The following is a 16,720-nucleotide window of genomic DNA, read 5'->3' as shown; positions in this document are numbered from 1 at the left end:
TCCTCATCTGTCATTAAAATACAAAACGCCTGATGAGGTACATCAGGCGTTTTAAAAGATAAAAAAAGTGTCAACCTATGCCAGGACTAGTCATTCCGCTTCTTTAAACTTCTCAGCGGTTTCTTTCACCAGCGGCTGCAGTTCGCCGCGCTGGAACATCTCAACAATAATGTCGCAGCCGCCGACCAGTTCACCATCCACCCACAACTGCGGAAAGGTTGGCCAGTTGGCAAATTTTGGCAGCTCTGCGCGAATATCCGGGTTCTGCAGAATATCCACGTAAGCGAAGCGCTCACCACAGGCAGACAGCGCCTGAACCGCCTGAGCAGAGAAACCGCAGCTTGGCAGTTTCGGCGAACCTTTCATGTACAGCAGGATCGGGTTTTCTGCGATCTGGCGCTGAATTTTTTCTACAGTACTCATTATTGCCTTCCTTAATTCGTCACTTCGTGTTTCTTTATTGTAGCGACTTCCCTCCAGGACTGAAAACGAGATTTTGTACCGGCCAGGGGGAAATCGCCATGTTTGTTAAGTCTGCTGGGGGTTTACTTCCGGGACAAGAATGATAGCCGGAATGAACTCATTAATAATTTGCAATAATTTTGCTGACTTAAGCTACTGAAATTGCTTATTTATGCCTGATTTTTACCCAAGTCATTAATTAATAAAAAAAGGACTTACTGTTTTAAAAAAAACTGGACTAGAATGTCTTCGGCACTGATCCTTGATCAGATTTTTCTTACCCTTGTCAGACACCTGTTGGATCTGACAGCTTAACCAGTAAACGGACTATGCGTTCAATTATTACGCTTCTTATTCTGGCTTTTGCGCAACTGTTCTTTAATGTCGCCGCGGCATCACCGCAGGCGCCGGTTAAGGCCAGCTTGCATAAGGTAGAGAAAAAAAGTGCGCGCGAAGATGAGCGGCGCAAACGACGCACGGTTAAAGCCTCGGCGAAAAAGAGCCGTCCCTCTACAGTGCAAAAAGCCAGTAAAACACTTAAAACCAGTAAAAATGCCACTCACACGGTTCCCTCTCATAAAACCCTCACCAAAACAGCGAGTTCACGTAAGGCGCTAACGAAGAAAGTCGCGGCCAACGCCACCAGTAAAAAACGTTACGGTCATCAACGTGCGGTGAAAGTGGCCAGTGCCGACAGCAAAGAAACCGGCACCATCAAAATGAGCAGTGCACACCGCCAGCGTTATCAAAAAGCGCGTGAAACCGCGATGGCGAAGCTGATGGGCCAACTGGGTAAGCGCTATCAGTGGGGCGGTAAATCACCCCATACCGGTTTTGATTGCAGCGGATTGGTCTGGTACGCGTACAAAGATGTCGTGAAGTTTAAAATCCCACGTACCGCTAACGAAATGTATCATCTGCGTGATGCTGCGCCGGTGAATCGTGAAGCGCTGGAGAAAGGCGATCTGGTGTTCTTCCGCATTAATGGACGAGGCACCGCCGATCACGTTGGGGTTTACCTGGGCAACGGTAAATTTATTCAGTCACCGCGTACCGGTAAAGATATTCAAATCAGTGCGTTAAGCGAAGATTATTGGCAGCGCCACTACATTGGTGCGCGTCGGGTTATGACGCCAAAAACCGTTCGCTAAACGTCATTATTTAAAAAGCCGGGAAAGGGAAACCTTCCCGGCTTTTTTATTAGTTCAGAATAGCGGTAAAGCTAAACGCGATAATCATCAACAGTGCTGCTGCCGTTGTCATTAATGACAGTTTCAAATCGGTACTCATCACAACTCCTTAGCCATGCGTTTTGTAGGGTTAAGGGATTTTCCCATACGCGCGGGTAAAAATCTCGTTTTATCCGTGCAGCCTTGTTAGAATCCCCCCTTTGTTGCGCAACAGCGCGCAACATCGGTTGCACCAGCACTTTTTTCAGACGTTATTTCCTGCCCCGATATCCCATTACCGGCCAGAAAAACGCTTTTTTTGCAGAAATAACCGTCCGCTGACGCAAACGTTTAACAACATGCTTATCAACATGTTAGGTAAGCCCGGGAGTTTGATTTTCATGGCAACAATTAAAGATGTGGCGAAACGCGCAGGTGTATCCACCACAACCGTTTCTCACGTGATTAATAAAACCCGCTTTGTTGCGGAAAATACTCGCGAAGCAGTATGGGAAGCGATTCGGGAATTACATTATTCGCCAAGCGCCGTGGCACGCAGCCTGAAGGTGAATCACACCAAAACGCTGGGCTTGTTAGCGACGTCCAGCGAAGCGCCCTACTTCGCCGAAATTATCGAAGCCGTTGAGAATCACTGCTTTGAAAAAGGCTATACCCTGATTCTGGGTAACGCGCATAACGACCTGCAAAAACAGCGCGCCTATCTGTCGATGATGGCGCAAAAACGCGTTGATGGGCTGCTGGTGATGTGTTCGGAGTATCCGGATGATTTGCTGCAAATGCTGGAAGCCAACCGCAATATTCCTATGGTGGTCATGGACTGGGGCGAATCACGTGCCGACTTTACCGATACCGTACTGGATAACGCTTTTCAGGGCGGCTACCTGGCCGGTCGCTATTTGATTGAGCGCGGGCATCGTGACATTGGCGCGATTCCGGGGCAGATGGAGCGTAATACCGGCGGCGGTCGTCATGCGGGTTTCCTTAAGGCGCTGGAAGAAGCTGGTATTCAGCCCCGTTCAGAATGGATTGTGCAGGGTGACTTTGAACCAGAATCCGGTTATCAGGCTATGCAGCAAATCCTGTCGCAAAAACAACGGCCCAGTGCCGTCTTCTGCGGAGGCGATATTATGGCCATGGGCGCTATCTGTGCGGCAGATGAAATGGGCCTGCGCGTTCCCCAGGATATTTCGGTGATTGGTTACGACAACGTGCGCAATGCGCGCTACTTCACGCCCGCACTGACAACCGTACATCAGCCCAAAGCGCAGTTAGGCGAGAAAGCGCTGGAGATGCTGCTGGACCGCATCACCAGCAAGCGCGAAGAGTCACAAACTATCGAAGTCCACCCGACGCTGATTGAGCGACGCTCTGTGGGCTATGGCCCTTACCGCGATTACCGTCGTTAATCCTCGCTTAACCACTCCTGATTTAGCGTTTGCGCATCACCCAGGTAATTGAGAAGCCAGCCCAATGCCGGTGATGCGCGATCTTCCGCCCAGCTGACGCAGCAAGGGCTTTCAGGAAAAGCCTGAGGCAAGGCAAGTTCGCTCACCTCGCCGCTATCCAGCAGCGGACGGGCTAAATGCCCGGGCACCATCGCCACGCAGAGTCCGGCACGGACGCAGTCCAGCCCGGTCTGCCATTCAGGCACCACCAGCCGACGTTGATTATCCAGCGCCCAGGTCATGCGGCGCGGTAAAGCACGCGAGGTGTCTTCCAGCACCAGCGACGGCCAGTTGCGCAACGCATCATCATCCAGTCTGCTCACCTGGGTTAACGGATGCTGTCGCGCGACAATACAGCGCCAGTTCAGGGTGCCCATATCGCGAAACGCAAACCGACCGCCCACCGGAATAGCCTGCGTTGCCCCTATCGCCACATCGACCCGTCCGTCTGCCAACGCATCCCAGACACCGTTAAATACTTCATAACTGATGTGCAGCTCCATATCGGGAAAGTGGCGATAGAAATCCCTGACAAATTGCCGGGTCCGCTGCGGTTTGACAATACAGTCCACGGCTATGCCTATCTGACCACGCCAGCCATTGGCTAACTGCTGACACTGTCGCCGGGTGGCATCCATTTTTTTGATGACGCTGCGCCCTTCGCGCACAAAATGTTCTCCCGCAGGGGTTAAAACCACCTCACGGTGCTGACGTTCAAACAGCGGCACGGCCAGCCAGGTTTCAAGCTGACGGACGGTATAGCTGATAGCAGAAGGCACACGGTGCAACTCCTGTGCGGCGGCACTGAAACTGCCACCGCGCGCGACGGCATCGACCACTTCAAGCGCATATTCAGACCACATATTCTGCCTTCAAATTTTTTAACAGCAACAGGCAAATTTTACCGTTTCACAGCATGAAGTACAGCTTTTACACTCCCCCGCGTTTATCCTGCAAAAAAGAGAATCAGATGTCAGCTTCAAAAGGATTCATTCCCTATCTTGCCGTGCTCAGTATGCTGGGCTTTCTGGCGACCGACATGTATCTGCCTGCCTTCGGGGCTATGCAGCAAAGTTTCAACACTTCTGCGGGTATGATCAGCGCCAGCATGAGCCTGTTTCTGGCGGGTTTCGCCTGCGGTCAACTGGTATGGGGCCCGCTGTCTGACCGTATTGGGCGTAAACCGGTATTGCTTGCCGGTCTGAGCTTGTTTGCCCTGGGTTGCGCAGGGATGCTGTGGGTGGAGGATGTGGTGCTGATGCTGGTGCTGCGCTTTATCCAGGCCATTGGCGTCTGCGCGGCCGCCGTCAGTTGGCAGGCACTGGTGGTCGATCGCTATCCTCCGTCCCGTGCCAATAAAGTCTTTGCCACCATTATGCCGCTGGTCGCGCTGTCTCCTGCGTTGGCCCCTTTGCTGGGTGCCTGGCTGATTGGTCATTTTCACTGGCGTTCGATTTTCGTTGTGCTGACCTTAATCGCGGCAGCCCTGATTGTGATCACGCTGCGCCTGCCTTCGGTGCAAAAAACAAGCCGTGCAACACCCTCACAGCCCGGGTTTATCACGCTGCTGCGTTCACGCGCCTATAGCGGCAACGTGCTGATCTATTCCGCCTGTTCCGCCAGTTTTTTTGCCTGGCTGACCGGATCGCCGTTTATCCTGGCGGATATTGGCCTGTCGCCCGCCGATATTGGCTTAAGTTACATCCCGCAGACGATTGCCTTTTTAATCGGTGGTTTTGGCTGCCGCGCGCTGCTTAATCGTTTTAACGGCGCTCGGCTACTGCCGTGGCTGCTGCTCGTCTACAGCCTGAGCGTGCTGGCGCTGTTCGCCGTCGCACTCTCAGGCAGCGTTTCACTGGCCGCGTTGCTGGTGCCGTTTTGCGGCATGGCACTGGCTAATGGCGCGATTTATCCCATCGTGGTGGCCAGTGCCCTTCTCCCGTTCCCGCATGCCACTGGCAAAGCCGCCGCACTGCAAAACACATTGCAGCTTGGCCTGTGTTTTATCGCCAGCCTGGCCGTATCGGCGGGACTGAGCCACGCGCTGTTGACCACCACGCTCATTATGGCGATAACGATTGTACTGGCGCTGATGGGCTATCAGTTCCAGCGTCGCGTCTGCGCACAAACTGATATTGCCTCCGCGGCGCATCCCTGCCAGGATAATCACTGAGGCAACGACTTTCTGTCGTCGCAGTGATCAACACGTGATGGGCCCGCCAGCGCCTCCTGTGCCGGGCCCTGACTCGCAGTATCATCATAATAAATAGTGAATCGCAGCGTCGTTGCTGTGACGGTGTCGGTGTGGGCAATGCCCTGTGCGGACATCGGCTTGATGTCATTTCTCTGTACTCTTTTGTTGTCTGGCGCAAGGCGTCATCTGTGACTTTTCTCATAACCCTGAGAAACGGCTCCTGCTTTTCCTCAGGTTCTGACAGTTCTGGTGATGGAGTGGCTATGAGTTCATCATGTGTAGCAGAAGTGGATATTGAACGAAACCATTGGTACCGCATCGTTCATGAGTTACTGCAAAAAGCAGATATCGACATTAACGGTTCGCGTCCGTGGGATATTCAGGTTAAACATCCCGATTTTTTCAAACGCGTCCTGCAAAAAGGCTCTCTCGGGCTGGGCGAGAGTTATATGGATGGCTGGTGGGAGTGCGAACGGCTGGATATGTTTTTTCATCGGGCGCTGAAACATAAACTGGATGAACAACTCCCCCATCACATCCAGGATATCGCCCGCATTGCGCTGGCGCGTCTGATTAACCTGCAGTCAAAAAAACGTGCCTGGCAGGTGGGCAAAGCCCACTATGACCTTGGTAACGATCTTTTTACCCTGATGCTCGATCCCTACATGCAATATTCCTGCGGCTACTGGAAAGACGCCACCACGCTTGAAGCGGCGCAGGAAGCAAAACTGGATATGATTTGCCGCAAGCTGGCGTTGAAACCCGGTATGACGCTGCTGGATATTGGCTGTGGCTGGGGCGGTCTGGCGGCCTTTGCGGCGAAAAATTATGGCGTCAGCGTACAGGGCGTGACCATTTCTGCAGAGCAGCAAAAGCTGGCGCAACAGCGCTGTGAAGGGTTGGATGTTACCATCCTGCTGCAGGATTATCGGGATTTAAATCAACAGTTTGACCGCATCGTGTCGGTGGGCATGTTCGAACATGTCGGCCCGAAAAATTACCCCACGTATTTTGCAACGGTCGATCGCAACCTTAAACCTGACGGCATCTTCCTGCTGCACACGATTGGCGCGATCAAAACCGATATGCATGTTGACCCGTGGATCGGGAAGTATATTTTCCCTAACGGCTGCCTGCCTTCTTTGCGCCATATCGCCGACGTCAGCGAACCGCATTTTATCATGGAAGACTGGCATAACTTTGGCGTCGACTACGACACAACCCTGATGGCCTGGCATGAACGTTTCCAGCGCGCCTGGCCAGCGCTGGCTGAACGCTATGAAGAACGTTTCCGGCGGATGTTCTCGTATTACCTGAACGCCTGCGCGGGGGCGTTTCGCGCGCGTGAGATTCAGCTCTGGCAGATCGTGTTTAGTCGTGGCGTCGAAGGCGGATTGCGTGTTGCCCGCTAGGACCGATAAAGGCGGACTGCGGCGAATGCGGTGAGGTTGTGGGCAAGTGCCGCGAGCGGCCCGGTCATACCTGTTGATCGGTTTACCGGGTGCCTCGTCCATCGCGTTCAGGACGACGGCGACGACAAACCGCTGCCGGGCGGCGGTAAAGTTTCCGTCTCCCGGCACCGCCTTATGGTTGGCTCATCCATAAGTTAGCCGTCCCGAAAGACGGCTTTTGACAGTTCATCATCGGGTCACTGGCCGTATGTCGCAAACGGCTTAGCGGCTGCTATTCATCCCGTTCCTCGTCGGGCTGATCGGCCTGATCGGCCAGCGCCTTCACTGCGGCGTTTTCACGCTGCGCCAGAACACGTTCAACCGTATCGACTATCGCCTGGGTATGAGGATCGATTTCGATATTGACCCGGTCGCCGAAGGTTTTGGCACCCAGCGTTGTTCGCTCCAGTGTCTCGGGGATCAAATGAACGCAGAATTTGGTTTTCGTCACATCACCCACGGTCAGGCTGATGCCATCAATGCCCACAAATCCCTTGTGCAGGATGTACTTCATCTGCGCGGCATCCTGGATTTTAAACCAGATTTCACGGTTGTTTTCAGAACGGATAATTTTGCAGATTTCGGCCGTGGTCATGATATGACCGGACATCAGGTGTCCCCCGATTTCATCGCTAAATTTAGCCGCACGCTCGATATTCACCACATCGCCCTGACTCAGGTCGCCAAGATTGGTCACGCGCAATGTTTCTTTAATCAGATCAAAACTAACCCGATCGCCATTAATGTCGGTTACGGTCAGACAGCAGCCGTTATGGGCGACGGATGCGCCCAACGCTAAGCCCGGCAGCAGTTCGGCGGGAAGTCTCACAACGTGAGTACGGAACAGACCTTTATCTTCAATGGACACGATTTCTGCGGTGCCCTGCACAATACCGGTAAACATAGTCTTTGCCTCTGCGAAGTTTGTGTCAGTTTACCACAGCCCTGCTTAAGTGTTAGGTTTCAACGGCCTGAGTAGCAGGCCGCAAAGGATGAAACCGCATTGCGTGACAAAGATTGGAGAAATCAGTCGCGCCAGTTACACTAGGGCTTGCTTCCGCTGAAGCATTCCTCATTTCTTTATTAATCAGACAAGTCAGGTGTTTACGTGCAGAAGTATTTAACAGAAGCGCGTCAATTGCTGGCCCTCGCGATCCCCGTTATCCTGGCTCAGGTGGCGCAAACCGCGATGGGATTTGTAGATACCATTATGGCCGGCGCAGTCAGCGCCACGGATATGGCCGCCGTCGCTGTTGGCACGTCCATTTGGCTTCCCGCCATCCTGTTTGGTCATGGTGTTTTACTGGCATTGACGCCCACCATTGCGCAACTCAATGGTTCAGGTCGCCGCGAGCGAATCGCTGAACAGCTTCGTCAGGGCTTTTGGCTGGCGTTTTTCCTCTCGCTGCTCATCATGCTGGTGCTGTGGAACGCCGGGTATTTTATCCGCTCCATGCATGACATCGATCCGCTACTGGCGGAGAAAGCCGAAGGCTATCTGCATGCCCTGCTGTTTGGTGCGCCGGGTTACCTGTTTTTCCAGGTCATGCGTAACCAGTGCGAAGGGCTATCCAAAACCAAACCCGCTATGGTGCTGGGTTTTCTTGGGCTGATGCTGAATATCCCGCTGAACTATATCTTTATCTACGGTCACTTCGGCATGCCGGCACTGGGCGGCGTGGGCTGTGGCGTAGCAACCGCTTCGGTCTACTGGGCGATGTTTTTCTGTATGCGCTTTTGGGTACGGCGGATGCGCAGCATGCGGGACATCCGCGTGGAGAGCCGCTGGTCGGCACCCTCACGCGCTATCCTGCAACGTCTTACAGGATTAGGTTTGCCGGTCGCCCTGGCACTGTTTTTTGAAGTGACCCTGTTTGCTGTGGTGGCGCTGTTAGTGTCGCCGCTGGGCATTGTTAATGTTGCCGGGCACCAGATTGCCCTGAACTTTAGCTCGTTGATGTTTGTTCTGCCGCTGTCGTTGGGCGTGGCCGCCACCATTCGCGTGGGTTATCGCCTTGGGCAGGGTTCGACAGAGCAGGCGCGCGTGGCGGCCTGGACCGCGCAAGGCGTCGGTGTCGGCATGGCGGTAATCACGGCGATCTTTACCGTGACGTTTCGCCATCAAATCGCCCTGCTTTACAACGACAATCCCGCCGTGGTGACGCTGGCTGCGCAACTCATGCTGCTGGCGGCCATTTATCAGATTTCAGATTCTATTCAGGTCATTGGCAGCGGGATTTTACGTGGTTATAAAGATACCCGTTCGATTTTCTTTATCACCTTTATTGCCTACTGGCTGCTGGGTCTGCCGTCGGGTTACATCCTGGCGTTGACCGACTGGGTTGTCCCGCGCATGGGGCCGGCGGGGTTCTGGTGCGGGTTTATCGTTGGCCTGACCTCGGCCGCCGTGATGATGCTGTGGCGGGTACGACGTTTACAGCAATTACCTGCGGCGTTGATCCTGACACGCGCGTCTCGCTAACTGACTGAACGGGCCGGAAAAGGCCCGTTACGTTCAAAAAAACGGCGCATCGTGCAGATGATGTTCATTCATTGGCAAATTTGTATTTTTCTCCTTGCCAGCCTCTTACGCTGCCGTTAATATTCGTCCCCGCTGTCGCCCTGACAGCATGTTGCGCTCTTAGCTCAGTTGGTTAGAGCACCACCTTGACATGGTGGGGGTCGATGGTTCGAGTCCATTAGAGCGCACCAAGTGCGTCCGTAGCTCAGTTGGTTAGAGCACCACCTTGACATGGTGGGGGTCGGTGGTTCGAGTCCACTCGGACGCACCAAATTTGATATGCGCTCTTAGCTCAGTTGGTTAGAGCACCACCTTGACATGGTGGGGGTCGATGGTTCGAGTCCATTAGAGCGCACCACTCTTTTACGTCCTTTCTTCTTTTGCGCAACAACCCCTTTCTTGATTTACATTACCTTTAGTGACTGTTTTTCGATTGGTTTTCGCATACTTAGTGATTATACTGGCGGCGTTGTTTACTTGAAAGGTTTCAGCGACTACGTGCTTATGACGATAACTAAGATTGTTTGCGCAACAACGTCACGGTGGTTAACCCGGCTAACCACGCAACTTCCCTGCACGCCTGGCCTTCGTCACCTATTCTTATCTTGTACCGCCCTTATCGCTTTCAACCAGAGTTCTCATTTCGGTGCGCTGTCATCGAAATCCTGTTTCTCATCCATCACAACTTACAGATAACCCGTCATGAAAAAGACTAAGATCGTTTGTACTATCGGCCCAAAAACCGAATCCGAAGAGATGCTGACCCAGCTGCTTGAAGCAGGCATGAACGTTATGCGTCTTAACTTCTCTCACGGTGACTATGCAGAACACGGCCAGCGTATTACTAACATGCGTGCCGTGACGAAAAAAACCGGTATTCCTGCGGCTATTCTGTTGGATACGAAAGGCCCGGAAATCCGCACCATGAAGCTGGAAGGTGGCAACGATGTGTCCCTGAAAGCCGGTCAAACCTTTACCTTTACTACCGACCAGAGCGTGATTGGTAACAGCGAGCGCGTTGCCGTTACCTACTCAGGTTTTGCCAACGATCTCAAAATCGGTAACACCGTGCTGGTCGATGATGGTCTGATCGGCATGCAGGTCACCGAAGTCACTGAGAACAGCGTCGTCTGTGAAGTCCTCAACAACGGCGATCTGGGCGAAAACAAAGGCGTTAACCTGCCTGGCGTTTCTATTCAGTTGCCTGCACTGGCGGAAAAAGACAAACGCGACCTGATTTTTGGTTGCGAGCAAGGCGTTGATTTTGTCGCGGCGTCGTTCATCCGTAAACGTTCAGACGTGCTGGAAATCCGTGAGCACCTGAAGCAGCACGGCGGCGAACACATTCAAATCATCTCTAAAATTGAAAACCAGGAAGGCCTGAATAACTTCGATGAAATCCTCGAAGCCTCTGACGGCATCATGGTTGCGCGTGGCGATCTGGGCGTGGAAATCCCGGTTGAAGAAGTGATCTTCGCGCAGAAGATGATGATCAAAAAATGTAATAAGGCCCGTAAAGTCGTGATCACCGCGACACAGATGTTGGATTCGATGATTAAGAACCCACGTCCAACCCGCGCTGAAGCCGGCGACGTGGCTAACGCCATCCTTGATGGTACTGATGCCGTTATGCTTTCCGGAGAGAGTGCTAAAGGTCGCTATCCGCTGGAATCGGTAACGATTATGGCCACTATCTGTGAACGCACCGATCGTGTGATGAAGCCGCGTATCGACGGTCAGAATGACAGCCGTAAGCTGCGCATTACTGAAGCTGTCTGCCGTGGTGCCGTTGAAACAGCGGAAAAACTGGAAGCGCCCCTGATTGTCGTCGCAACGGAAGGCGGTAAATCAGCCAAGGCCGTGCGTAAGTACTTCCCGAACGCAACCATCCTGGCATTGACGACTAATGCCACCACCGCCCGCCAGTTGATTCTGAGCAAAGGTATTGAGACACGTATGGTCAGCGAAATCGCCTCTACCGATGATTTCTATCATCTGGGTAAACAAGCGGCGCTGGAAAGCGGTTTCGCTCAGAAAGGTGATGTTGTGGTGCTGGTTTCCGGTGCGCTGGTCCCAAGCGGAACTACCAATACGGCGTCGGTGCACGTTCTGTAATAGCGCATTTAACGCCTCTTTTTTAAAAAGCGCCTTAAAAGGCGCTTTTTTATTGGCTAAACAATTACGATTCTGGAAAACCTCAGCCTAAAGTCACAATAAAAATGCCCTTAAAATTAAGGTTAATCCGATTAAATCTCTCTGTTTTAGCTAAATTTTTTTACGTTCCTCTTCAATTCGCTGTTTCTTTGAGCGAACGATCATGTTTAAGCATGTTCTTATCAAAAAATTATTCTCAAGTTAAAAAGCTTTGTGTAATACTTGTAACGCTACATGGAGATTAACTCAATCTAGAGGGTATAAATAATGAATCGTACTAAACTGGTACTGGGCGCGGTAATTCTGGGTTCAACTCTGCTGGCTGGTTGCTCAAGCAACGCTAAAATCGACCAGCTGTCTTCAGACGTTCAGACTCTGAACGCTAAAGTTGACCAGCTGAGCAACGACGTGAACGCAGTGCGTTCTGACGTTCAGGCTGCTAAAGACGACGCAGCTCGCGCTAACCAGCGTCTGGACAACCAGGCTCACTCTTACCGTAAGTAAGAGTTCTGGTTTTAAAAATGGTGCCCTTGTGGCACCATTTTTTTTGCCTGCTATTCAACGGTCAAGGCTCGCGCGCTCCCCTCTCCAGCCGTCTCAGGGCGACGATAAGACCGCAGCCTCATTCTGCACCGGCTCTCCTGCACTGACCAGTACAGGCATCCCTGAGCGACGTGTCAGGGTGGCTTTGATCAATGCCCCGTCACTCTGCTCGCTTTTCATAAACGTCCTGTAGCCACCACTGAGCGCGATTGGCGCGGTTTGCGGATCATCCTTCTCACTGTGCGACAGCGGCTGATGCACCTCGACATAACGTTTACCATCGGGTTCAACGCTGTATTTCACCGGCTGATTGATAATTTGTACCCGCGTGCCAACCGGCACTGCATTATAGAGCGCCTCGATATCCTCAGTACGTAAGCGAATGCATCCTGAACTCACGCGCATGCCGATACCAAAGTTCGCGTTGGTGCCGTGGATAAGGTACTGCCCCGTACCACGGGCCATACGCAGCGCATGCAGCCCCATAGGGTTATCCGGGCCAGCCGGGAACACGGCGGGCAGCGTGATGCCCTCTTTGGCGTAACGCTTGCGGATATTCGCCGTTGGCGTCCAGGTGGGATTGGGGATTTTCTGACTGATACTGGTCACCATGATGGGCGTCATTATCCCTAACTGGCCAATGCCAATGGGATACACGATGACTTTGTTTTCGCCTTTCGGATAGTAGTACAAACGCAGTTCGGCCATGTTAACCACGATGCCTTCGCGCGGCGTATCCGGCAAAATCATTTGTAGCGGAACGGTGAGTTGGGTGCCCGGCTTCGGTAACCAGGGATCGGTGCCGGGATTCGCTTCTAACATCCCCAGCAAGCCCACCTGGTAGCGCGCAGCAATGTCTTCCAGCGGGCGTTTGTTATCCGGCACCTGCGTCAGAACATTTTCACCTATCAGGCGACTGTCAGGTGGCGGTAACGGGTATTCCGTGGCAAAAACGGGTGCAGAGAGCCCAAAACAGGTCAGCAGCAATGCACCGGCTAAACACAAAGCAGGTTTCATGCGGTTTTCTCGTCAGATAGTAAAAAGACGCCGGATGGCGTCTTTGGAGTGTATCTTAGCTGAGGTTCTGAGCGGTATGGCGAATTGCCTTAATCATCGCTTCCAGCCCCTGCGAACGCGTTGGCGTGAGGTGCTGAACAAGGGCCAGTTCGCCGAACCAGTGGCGAACATCCAGTGCCACGATCTCAGCGGGTTGCAGATTTTGATAGAGACTAAATACGATAGCTATCAATCCCTTAACAATAGCTGCATCACTGTCACCTTCAAAGCCGATGGTGCCATCTGCCTGCGGGGTCATTTTGATCCACACCTGGCTCTGACAGCCGGTAATGGCATGTTCAGGCTGGTGCAGTGTTTCAGATGATTCCGGGAGTTTGGCACCCAACTCAATGATGTACAGATACTTCTCTTCCCAGTTGGCGCAACGATTGAAGTTGCGCACCAGTTTCTCTTTTTCTGGCAACGTCGCCATTAATCACTCCGTTTACTCTGCTCAACCGCCCAGCAGACGATGAATACGCGTCAACCCAGCCGCCAGACGATCGACCTCTTCTTCACTGTTATAAAAGGTGAACGACGCGCGGCACATCGCCGGGACCTGATAGTGGCGCAGTAGCGGCATAGCACAATGATGTCCGGTACGAATCGCAATACCGTACTGATCAAGGAAGCTGCCGACGTCAAACGCGTGGTGTTTGCCAAGGTTAAAGGCAATCACGCCTGCGCGCTGCTGCGGACCGTATATCTGAATATCAGGCACGGATGAGAGTTTATCAAGGGCATAGTTCATCAGGGCCGTTTCGCGCTGATGGATGGTATCCAGACCCAGCGCTTGCACGTAGTCCAGCGCCGCACCCAGCCCGATGATTCCGCCGGTGTTTGGCGTACCGGCTTCAAAACGCCAGGGCGCGGTATTCCAGGTGGTGCCGGTGGGCAGCAGCACTTCACCAATCATCGATCCCCCGCCTTCCCAGGGTGGCATCGCATCCAGAAGGGCCTTACGACCATAAAGCACGCCAATACCATTTGGGCCATAGAGCTTATGGGCGGAGAAGACATAGAAGTCGCAGTCGATATCCTGCACGTCGACCTTGTCATGCATCACGGCCTGAGCGCCATCAATGAGCGTAACCAGACCAGCGGCCTTCGCCTGCGCAACGATAGCTTTAACCGGGTTTACGGTGCCCAGCACGTTTGAAACGTGCGTAACCGCCAGCAGCCGGGTCCGGCTGTCAATTAATCCAGCCAGTTGCGCCAGGGCCAGCTCACCGTTGTCAGTGAGCGGCAGTACCCGGATCTCTGCTCCACAGCGCTCTGCCACCATCTGCCAGGGCACGATATTCGCGTGGTGTTCCATCTGGGTGATGATCAGATTATCACCAGGCTGGAGCTGACTGCCGCCCCAGCTGTTCGCGACCAGGTTGATGCCTTCCGTCGTACCCTTTACAAAGACGATCTCTTCCGACGACGATGCATTGAGAAAACGTGCCGCCTGTTCGCGAACGTTTTCCATGTCGCTGGTCGCCTGCTGGCTGAGCGTATGGATACCACGGTGCACGGCCGCATAGCCGTGCTGGTAAAAATGACTTTCGGCATTGATGACCGACAAAGGGCGCTGTGCGCTGGCCGCGCTGTCAAGATAGGCCAGCGGATGACCGTTGACCTCACGCTTCAGAACGGGGAAATCCGCCCTGATACGCTCGAGATCGAAGTGCATCATGAGTCGTCTCCTGGAAAGCGCTGCGCAATGCGCTGCAGCACAGCCTGTCGCAGCACCGGGTTTTCCAGCGTTTCGGTCAACTCGGCAGCAAAGGCATGAATGATCATGGTTTGCGCCGCGTCCTGATCAATACCGCGCGAGCGCAGATAGAACATCTGTTCGTCATCAATACGGCCCACGGTCGCGCCGTGGCTGCACTTCACATCATCCGCATAAATTTCCAGCTGCGGTTTGGTGTCGACTTCTGCCAGACGGCCTAATAACAGGTTGTTATTGGTCATCTGTCCGTCTGTTTTCAGCGCATGTTGAGCCACTTTGATATGGCCGTTAAATACGGCACGCCCTTTATCACGCACGATGGTTTTGTGCATCTGACGACTCAGGCAGTGGCCTTTGTTGTGTTCAAGATAGGTGCGGGTATCCGCCACTTCCTGATTCACCGGCAGCACCAGGCTGTTCAGGGACAGCTGAGTATTTTCACCATTGAGCTGCGTACTGGTATTGTGACGGCTTAAGCCGGCACCCAGTAAGAAGCTGGTACTGGTGACTTGCGCATCACGATTAATGACGATGTCGTTATGGGCAAAGTGATAGCTTTTGGTGCTTTCAAAGGCCAGCTTGGTGTGCTTGAGCCGGGCATTGTCCGCGACGGCAAACGTAAAACGGGCACCGGTAAAATGCGCGCTGTCGTTCAGCGTCACAAAGTGCTCGATCACTTCAGCTTCAGCGCTCTCTTCCAGTTGCAGATGGTGACGATGATGCACGGTATTCATGCCGTCGTCTTTGCCGCTGGTGATGTGCAGCAGATATAGCGGACGTGCTGCCGCCTTTCCGCGCGCCAGGCGAATACAGGTCACTTCTTCAGCCAGGCTTTCGGTCAGATGCAGGAAAATTTCTGGCTGAACAGCCGCAGGCAAATCACGACGTTCGGCCGCTACGCTGTGCTGAATCTCAAACAGTTCAGTATCACGCGTACTCAGCGCAGGCTGGAATTTACCGTCAACAAACACCAGACGGATCGCATCCAGCGCCAGGGCCAGTTCGTCAACCTGCGAGGCGCTGAGTTCATGCGCGTCGGGCAACACAAAGTGCTGCGTCAGCAGGCCATCCAGCGGGGTGTATTTCCAGTTTTCATGTTTGCGGGTGGGCAAACCCAAACGCATTAGCTGCTGCCAGTGTTGCTGAGCCTGCATTGAACGCATTTCACCGCGTGATTCAAACAGGTGGTGCCACTGTTGCAGCGCAGAATCACTCTTCGTCGGTAAGCCAGCCATAGCCCTGCTCCTCCAACTGTTTCACCAGCGAGAAGTCGCCAGATTTTATGATTTTGCCCTGATACAGCACGTGCACGAAGTCAGGCTTGATGTAATCCAGAATACGCTGGTAGTGCGTCACGATAATGAATGCACGCTTTTCGTTGCGCAGGCTGTTTACGCCGTTGGCCACGATTTTCAGGGCATCAATGTCCAGACCAGAGTCGGTTTCATCGAGAATGCACAGATCGGGTTCCAGTGCGGCCATCTGCAGAATATCGTTACGCTTCTTCTCACCACCGGAGAAGCCAACGTTAACGGAACGCGTCAGCAAATCTTCTGGCATCTGCAGTAGATCAATTTTTTCTTCAATGAAGTCCTGGAAATCAAAGCGATCCAGCTCGTCCTGCTGACGATATTTGCGCACCGCATTCACGGAGGTCTGCAGGAAAAACTGGTTGCTGACGCCGGGAATTTCAACCGGGTACTGGAAAGCCATAAAGATGCCTTCGCCTGCACGTTCCTCAGGTTCCAGCTCCAGCAGGTCTTTGCCCTTAAAGGTGACTGAACCGCCGGTCACTTCATAGTCTTCACGGCCGGCTAAGGTCGCAGACAGCGTACTTTTACCCGAACCGTTTGGTCCCATGATGGCGTGAACTTCACCAGGTTTAATCTCAAGGTTCAGACCACGTAAAATCGCTTTGTCTTCAACGCTAACCTGTAAATCTTTGATACTTAACATGCTTATTCCTTCACATTGCTTCCGGCAA

General features: G+C 53.1%; 16 protein-coding genes and 3 tRNA genes. 10 read left to right on the top strand and 9 right to left on the bottom strand.

Annotated features, from left to right (window positions below):
• Positions 1-90: 90 nt before the first annotated feature.
• Positions 91-426, bottom strand: a complete 336-nt coding sequence (locus tag CMR03_RS20725) for a Grx4 family monothiol glutaredoxin (protein ID WP_172823923.1) — start codon at positions 424-426, stop codon at positions 91-93.
• A 365-nt stretch (positions 427-791) separates the two neighbouring features.
• On the opposite strand from CMR03_RS20725, the gene CMR03_RS20720 reads away from it, so the two are divergent.
• A complete protein-coding gene (locus CMR03_RS20720) occupies positions 792-1,613 on the top strand; it encodes a C40 family peptidase (protein WP_063879397.1) in 822 nt (273 codons plus the stop codon).
• Positions 1,614-1,662: 49 nt separating this feature from the next.
• Here CMR03_RS20720 and cydH read toward each other — a convergent pair whose 3' ends face one another.
• Entirely contained in the window at positions 1,663-1,752 is a 90-nt protein-coding gene (gene cydH, locus CMR03_RS20715; RefSeq protein WP_019105306.1) for a cytochrome bd-I oxidase subunit CydH, read from the bottom strand.
• Positions 1,753-2,032: 280 nt separating this feature from the next.
• Here cydH and purR point away from each other — a divergent pair, with 280 nt between their 5' ends.
• Positions 2,033-3,058 carry an HTH-type transcriptional repressor PurR gene (gene purR, locus CMR03_RS20710; RefSeq protein ID WP_063881167.1) on the top strand — a complete coding sequence of 342 codons (1,026 nt, stop codon included), beginning with the start codon at positions 2,033-2,035 and terminating at the stop codon, positions 3,056-3,058.
• Here the strand turns inward: purR and punR are convergent.
• On the bottom strand, positions 3,055-3,960 hold the full coding sequence (gene punR, locus CMR03_RS20705; protein ID WP_063879396.1) for a DNA-binding transcriptional activator PunR: 906 nt from the start codon (positions 3,958-3,960) through the stop codon (positions 3,055-3,057). The two genes, purR and punR, sit on opposite strands and share 4 nt — an antisense overlap.
• Before the next feature lie 107 nt (positions 3,961-4,067).
• Here punR and punC point away from each other — a divergent pair, with 107 nt between their 5' ends.
• A complete protein-coding gene (gene punC, locus CMR03_RS20700) occupies positions 4,068-5,270 on the top strand; it encodes a purine nucleoside transporter PunC (RefSeq protein WP_096012540.1) in 1,203 nt (400 codons plus the stop codon).
• 284 nt (positions 5,271-5,554) lie between these two features.
• Positions 5,555-6,703, top strand: coding sequence for a cyclopropane fatty acyl phospholipid synthase (gene cfa, locus CMR03_RS20695; RefSeq protein ID WP_063879395.1), 1,149 nt, complete (start codon positions 5,555-5,557; stop codon positions 6,701-6,703).
• A 271-nt stretch (positions 6,704-6,974) separates the two neighbouring features.
• On the opposite strand, the gene CMR03_RS20690 is transcribed toward cfa, so the two are convergent.
• Entirely contained in the window at positions 6,975-7,646 is a 672-nt protein-coding gene (locus CMR03_RS20690) for a riboflavin synthase (protein WP_063879394.1), read from the bottom strand.
• 204 nt (positions 7,647-7,850) lie between these two features.
• Between CMR03_RS20690 and CMR03_RS20685 the strand changes: the two genes are divergently transcribed.
• The 6 genes from CMR03_RS20685 (at position 7,851) to CMR03_RS20660 (ending at position 11,921) form a co-directional block, all read left to right on the top strand.
• The gene (locus CMR03_RS20685) at positions 7,851-9,224 is read left to right on the top strand and encodes an MATE family efflux transporter (RefSeq protein WP_063879393.1); all 1,374 of its coding nucleotides are present in this window, start codon (positions 7,851-7,853) and stop codon (positions 9,222-9,224) included.
• Between the two features lie 153 nt (positions 9,225-9,377).
• Positions 9,378-9,454: transfer RNA gene (locus CMR03_RS20680), tRNA-Val, on the top strand.
• 3 nt (positions 9,455-9,457) lie between these two features.
• A tRNA-Val gene (locus CMR03_RS20675) sits at positions 9,458-9,534 on the top strand.
• A 10-nt stretch (positions 9,535-9,544) separates the two neighbouring features.
• Positions 9,545-9,621 (top strand) — tRNA-Val (locus CMR03_RS20670).
• Between the two features lie 344 nt (positions 9,622-9,965).
• Positions 9,966-11,378: a pyruvate kinase PykF gene (gene pykF / locus CMR03_RS20665; RefSeq protein ID WP_063879392.1), complete on the top strand. Its 1,413-nt coding sequence runs from the start codon at positions 9,966-9,968 to the stop codon at positions 11,376-11,378.
• A 306-nt stretch (positions 11,379-11,684) separates the two neighbouring features.
• Positions 11,685-11,921, top strand: coding sequence for a major outer membrane lipoprotein (locus tag CMR03_RS20660; RefSeq protein ID WP_006118977.1), 237 nt, complete (start codon positions 11,685-11,687; stop codon positions 11,919-11,921).
• A gap of 93 nt (positions 11,922-12,014) precedes the next feature.
• Here CMR03_RS20660 and CMR03_RS20655 read toward each other — a convergent pair whose 3' ends face one another.
• From CMR03_RS20655 to sufC, 5 genes are read right to left on the bottom strand one after another with little or no spacing between them, the layout of a single operon-like run.
• The gene (locus CMR03_RS20655; protein WP_096012519.1) at positions 12,015-12,977 is read right to left on the bottom strand and encodes a L,D-transpeptidase family protein; all 963 of its coding nucleotides are present in this window, start codon (positions 12,975-12,977) and stop codon (positions 12,015-12,017) included.
• A 55-nt stretch (positions 12,978-13,032) separates the two neighbouring features.
• Positions 13,033-13,449, bottom strand: coding sequence for a cysteine desulfuration protein SufE (gene sufE, locus CMR03_RS20650; RefSeq protein WP_063879390.1), 417 nt, complete (start codon positions 13,447-13,449; stop codon positions 13,033-13,035).
• Positions 13,450-13,470: 21 nt separating this feature from the next.
• Positions 13,471-14,694 carry a cysteine desulfurase SufS gene (gene sufS, locus CMR03_RS20645; RefSeq protein WP_063881165.1) on the bottom strand — a complete coding sequence of 408 codons (1,224 nt, stop codon included), beginning with the start codon at positions 14,692-14,694 and terminating at the stop codon, positions 13,471-13,473.
• Entirely contained in the window at positions 14,694-15,971 is a 1,278-nt protein-coding gene (gene sufD / locus CMR03_RS20640; RefSeq protein WP_096012518.1) for a Fe-S cluster assembly protein SufD, read from the bottom strand. The genes sufS and sufD overlap by 1 nt, the downstream gene beginning before the upstream one ends.
• Positions 15,946-16,692, bottom strand: a complete 747-nt coding sequence (gene sufC / locus CMR03_RS20635) for a Fe-S cluster assembly ATPase SufC (RefSeq protein WP_063879388.1) — start codon at positions 16,690-16,692, stop codon at positions 15,946-15,948. The genes sufD and sufC overlap by 26 nt, the downstream gene beginning before the upstream one ends.
• Positions 16,693-16,720 lie beyond the last annotated feature (28 nt).

This window comes from Pantoea allii (assembly GCF_002307475.1).
GTDB lineage: Bacteria > Pseudomonadota > Gammaproteobacteria > Enterobacterales > Enterobacteriaceae > Pantoea > Pantoea allii.
This window is presented reverse-complemented; position numbering and strand designations above follow the sequence as displayed.

What these genes read in the sequence shown, in the direction of transcription:
- CMR03_RS20720 (WP_063879397.1), top strand. Translation starts at nt 792, where the DNA reads ATGCGTTCAATTATTACGCTTCTTATTCTGGCTTTTGCGCAACTGTTC.
- cydH (WP_019105306.1), bottom strand. Translation starts at nt 1,752, where the DNA reads ATGAGTACCGATTTGAAACTGTCATTAATGACAACGGCAGCAGCACTG.
- purR (WP_063881167.1), top strand. Translation starts at nt 2,033, where the DNA reads ATGGCAACAATTAAAGATGTGGCGAAACGCGCAGGTGTATCCACCACA.
- punR (WP_063879396.1), bottom strand. Translation starts at nt 3,960, where the DNA reads ATGTGGTCTGAATATGCGCTTGAAGTGGTCGATGCCGTCGCGCGCGGT.
- punC (WP_096012540.1), top strand. Translation starts at nt 4,068, where the DNA reads ATGTCAGCTTCAAAAGGATTCATTCCCTATCTTGCCGTGCTCAGTATG.
- cfa (WP_063879395.1), top strand. Translation starts at nt 5,555, where the DNA reads ATGAGTTCATCATGTGTAGCAGAAGTGGATATTGAACGAAACCATTGG.
- CMR03_RS20690 (WP_063879394.1), bottom strand. Translation starts at nt 7,646, where the DNA reads ATGTTTACCGGTATTGTGCAGGGCACCGCAGAAATCGTGTCCATTGAA.
- pykF (WP_063879392.1), top strand. Translation starts at nt 9,966, where the DNA reads ATGAAAAAGACTAAGATCGTTTGTACTATCGGCCCAAAAACCGAATCC.
- CMR03_RS20660 (WP_006118977.1), top strand. Translation starts at nt 11,685, where the DNA reads ATGAATCGTACTAAACTGGTACTGGGCGCGGTAATTCTGGGTTCAACT.
- CMR03_RS20655 (WP_096012519.1), bottom strand. Translation starts at nt 12,977, where the DNA reads ATGAAACCTGCTTTGTGTTTAGCCGGTGCATTGCTGCTGACCTGTTTT.
- sufE (WP_063879390.1), bottom strand. Translation starts at nt 13,449, where the DNA reads ATGGCGACGTTGCCAGAAAAAGAGAAACTGGTGCGCAACTTCAATCGT.
- sufS (WP_063881165.1), bottom strand. Translation starts at nt 14,694, where the DNA reads ATGCACTTCGATCTCGAGCGTATCAGGGCGGATTTCCCCGTTCTGAAG.
- sufD (WP_096012518.1), bottom strand. Translation starts at nt 15,971, where the DNA reads ATGGCTGGCTTACCGACGAAGAGTGATTCTGCGCTGCAACAGTGGCAC.
- sufC (WP_063879388.1), bottom strand. Translation starts at nt 16,692, where the DNA reads ATGTTAAGTATCAAAGATTTACAGGTTAGCGTTGAAGACAAAGCGATT.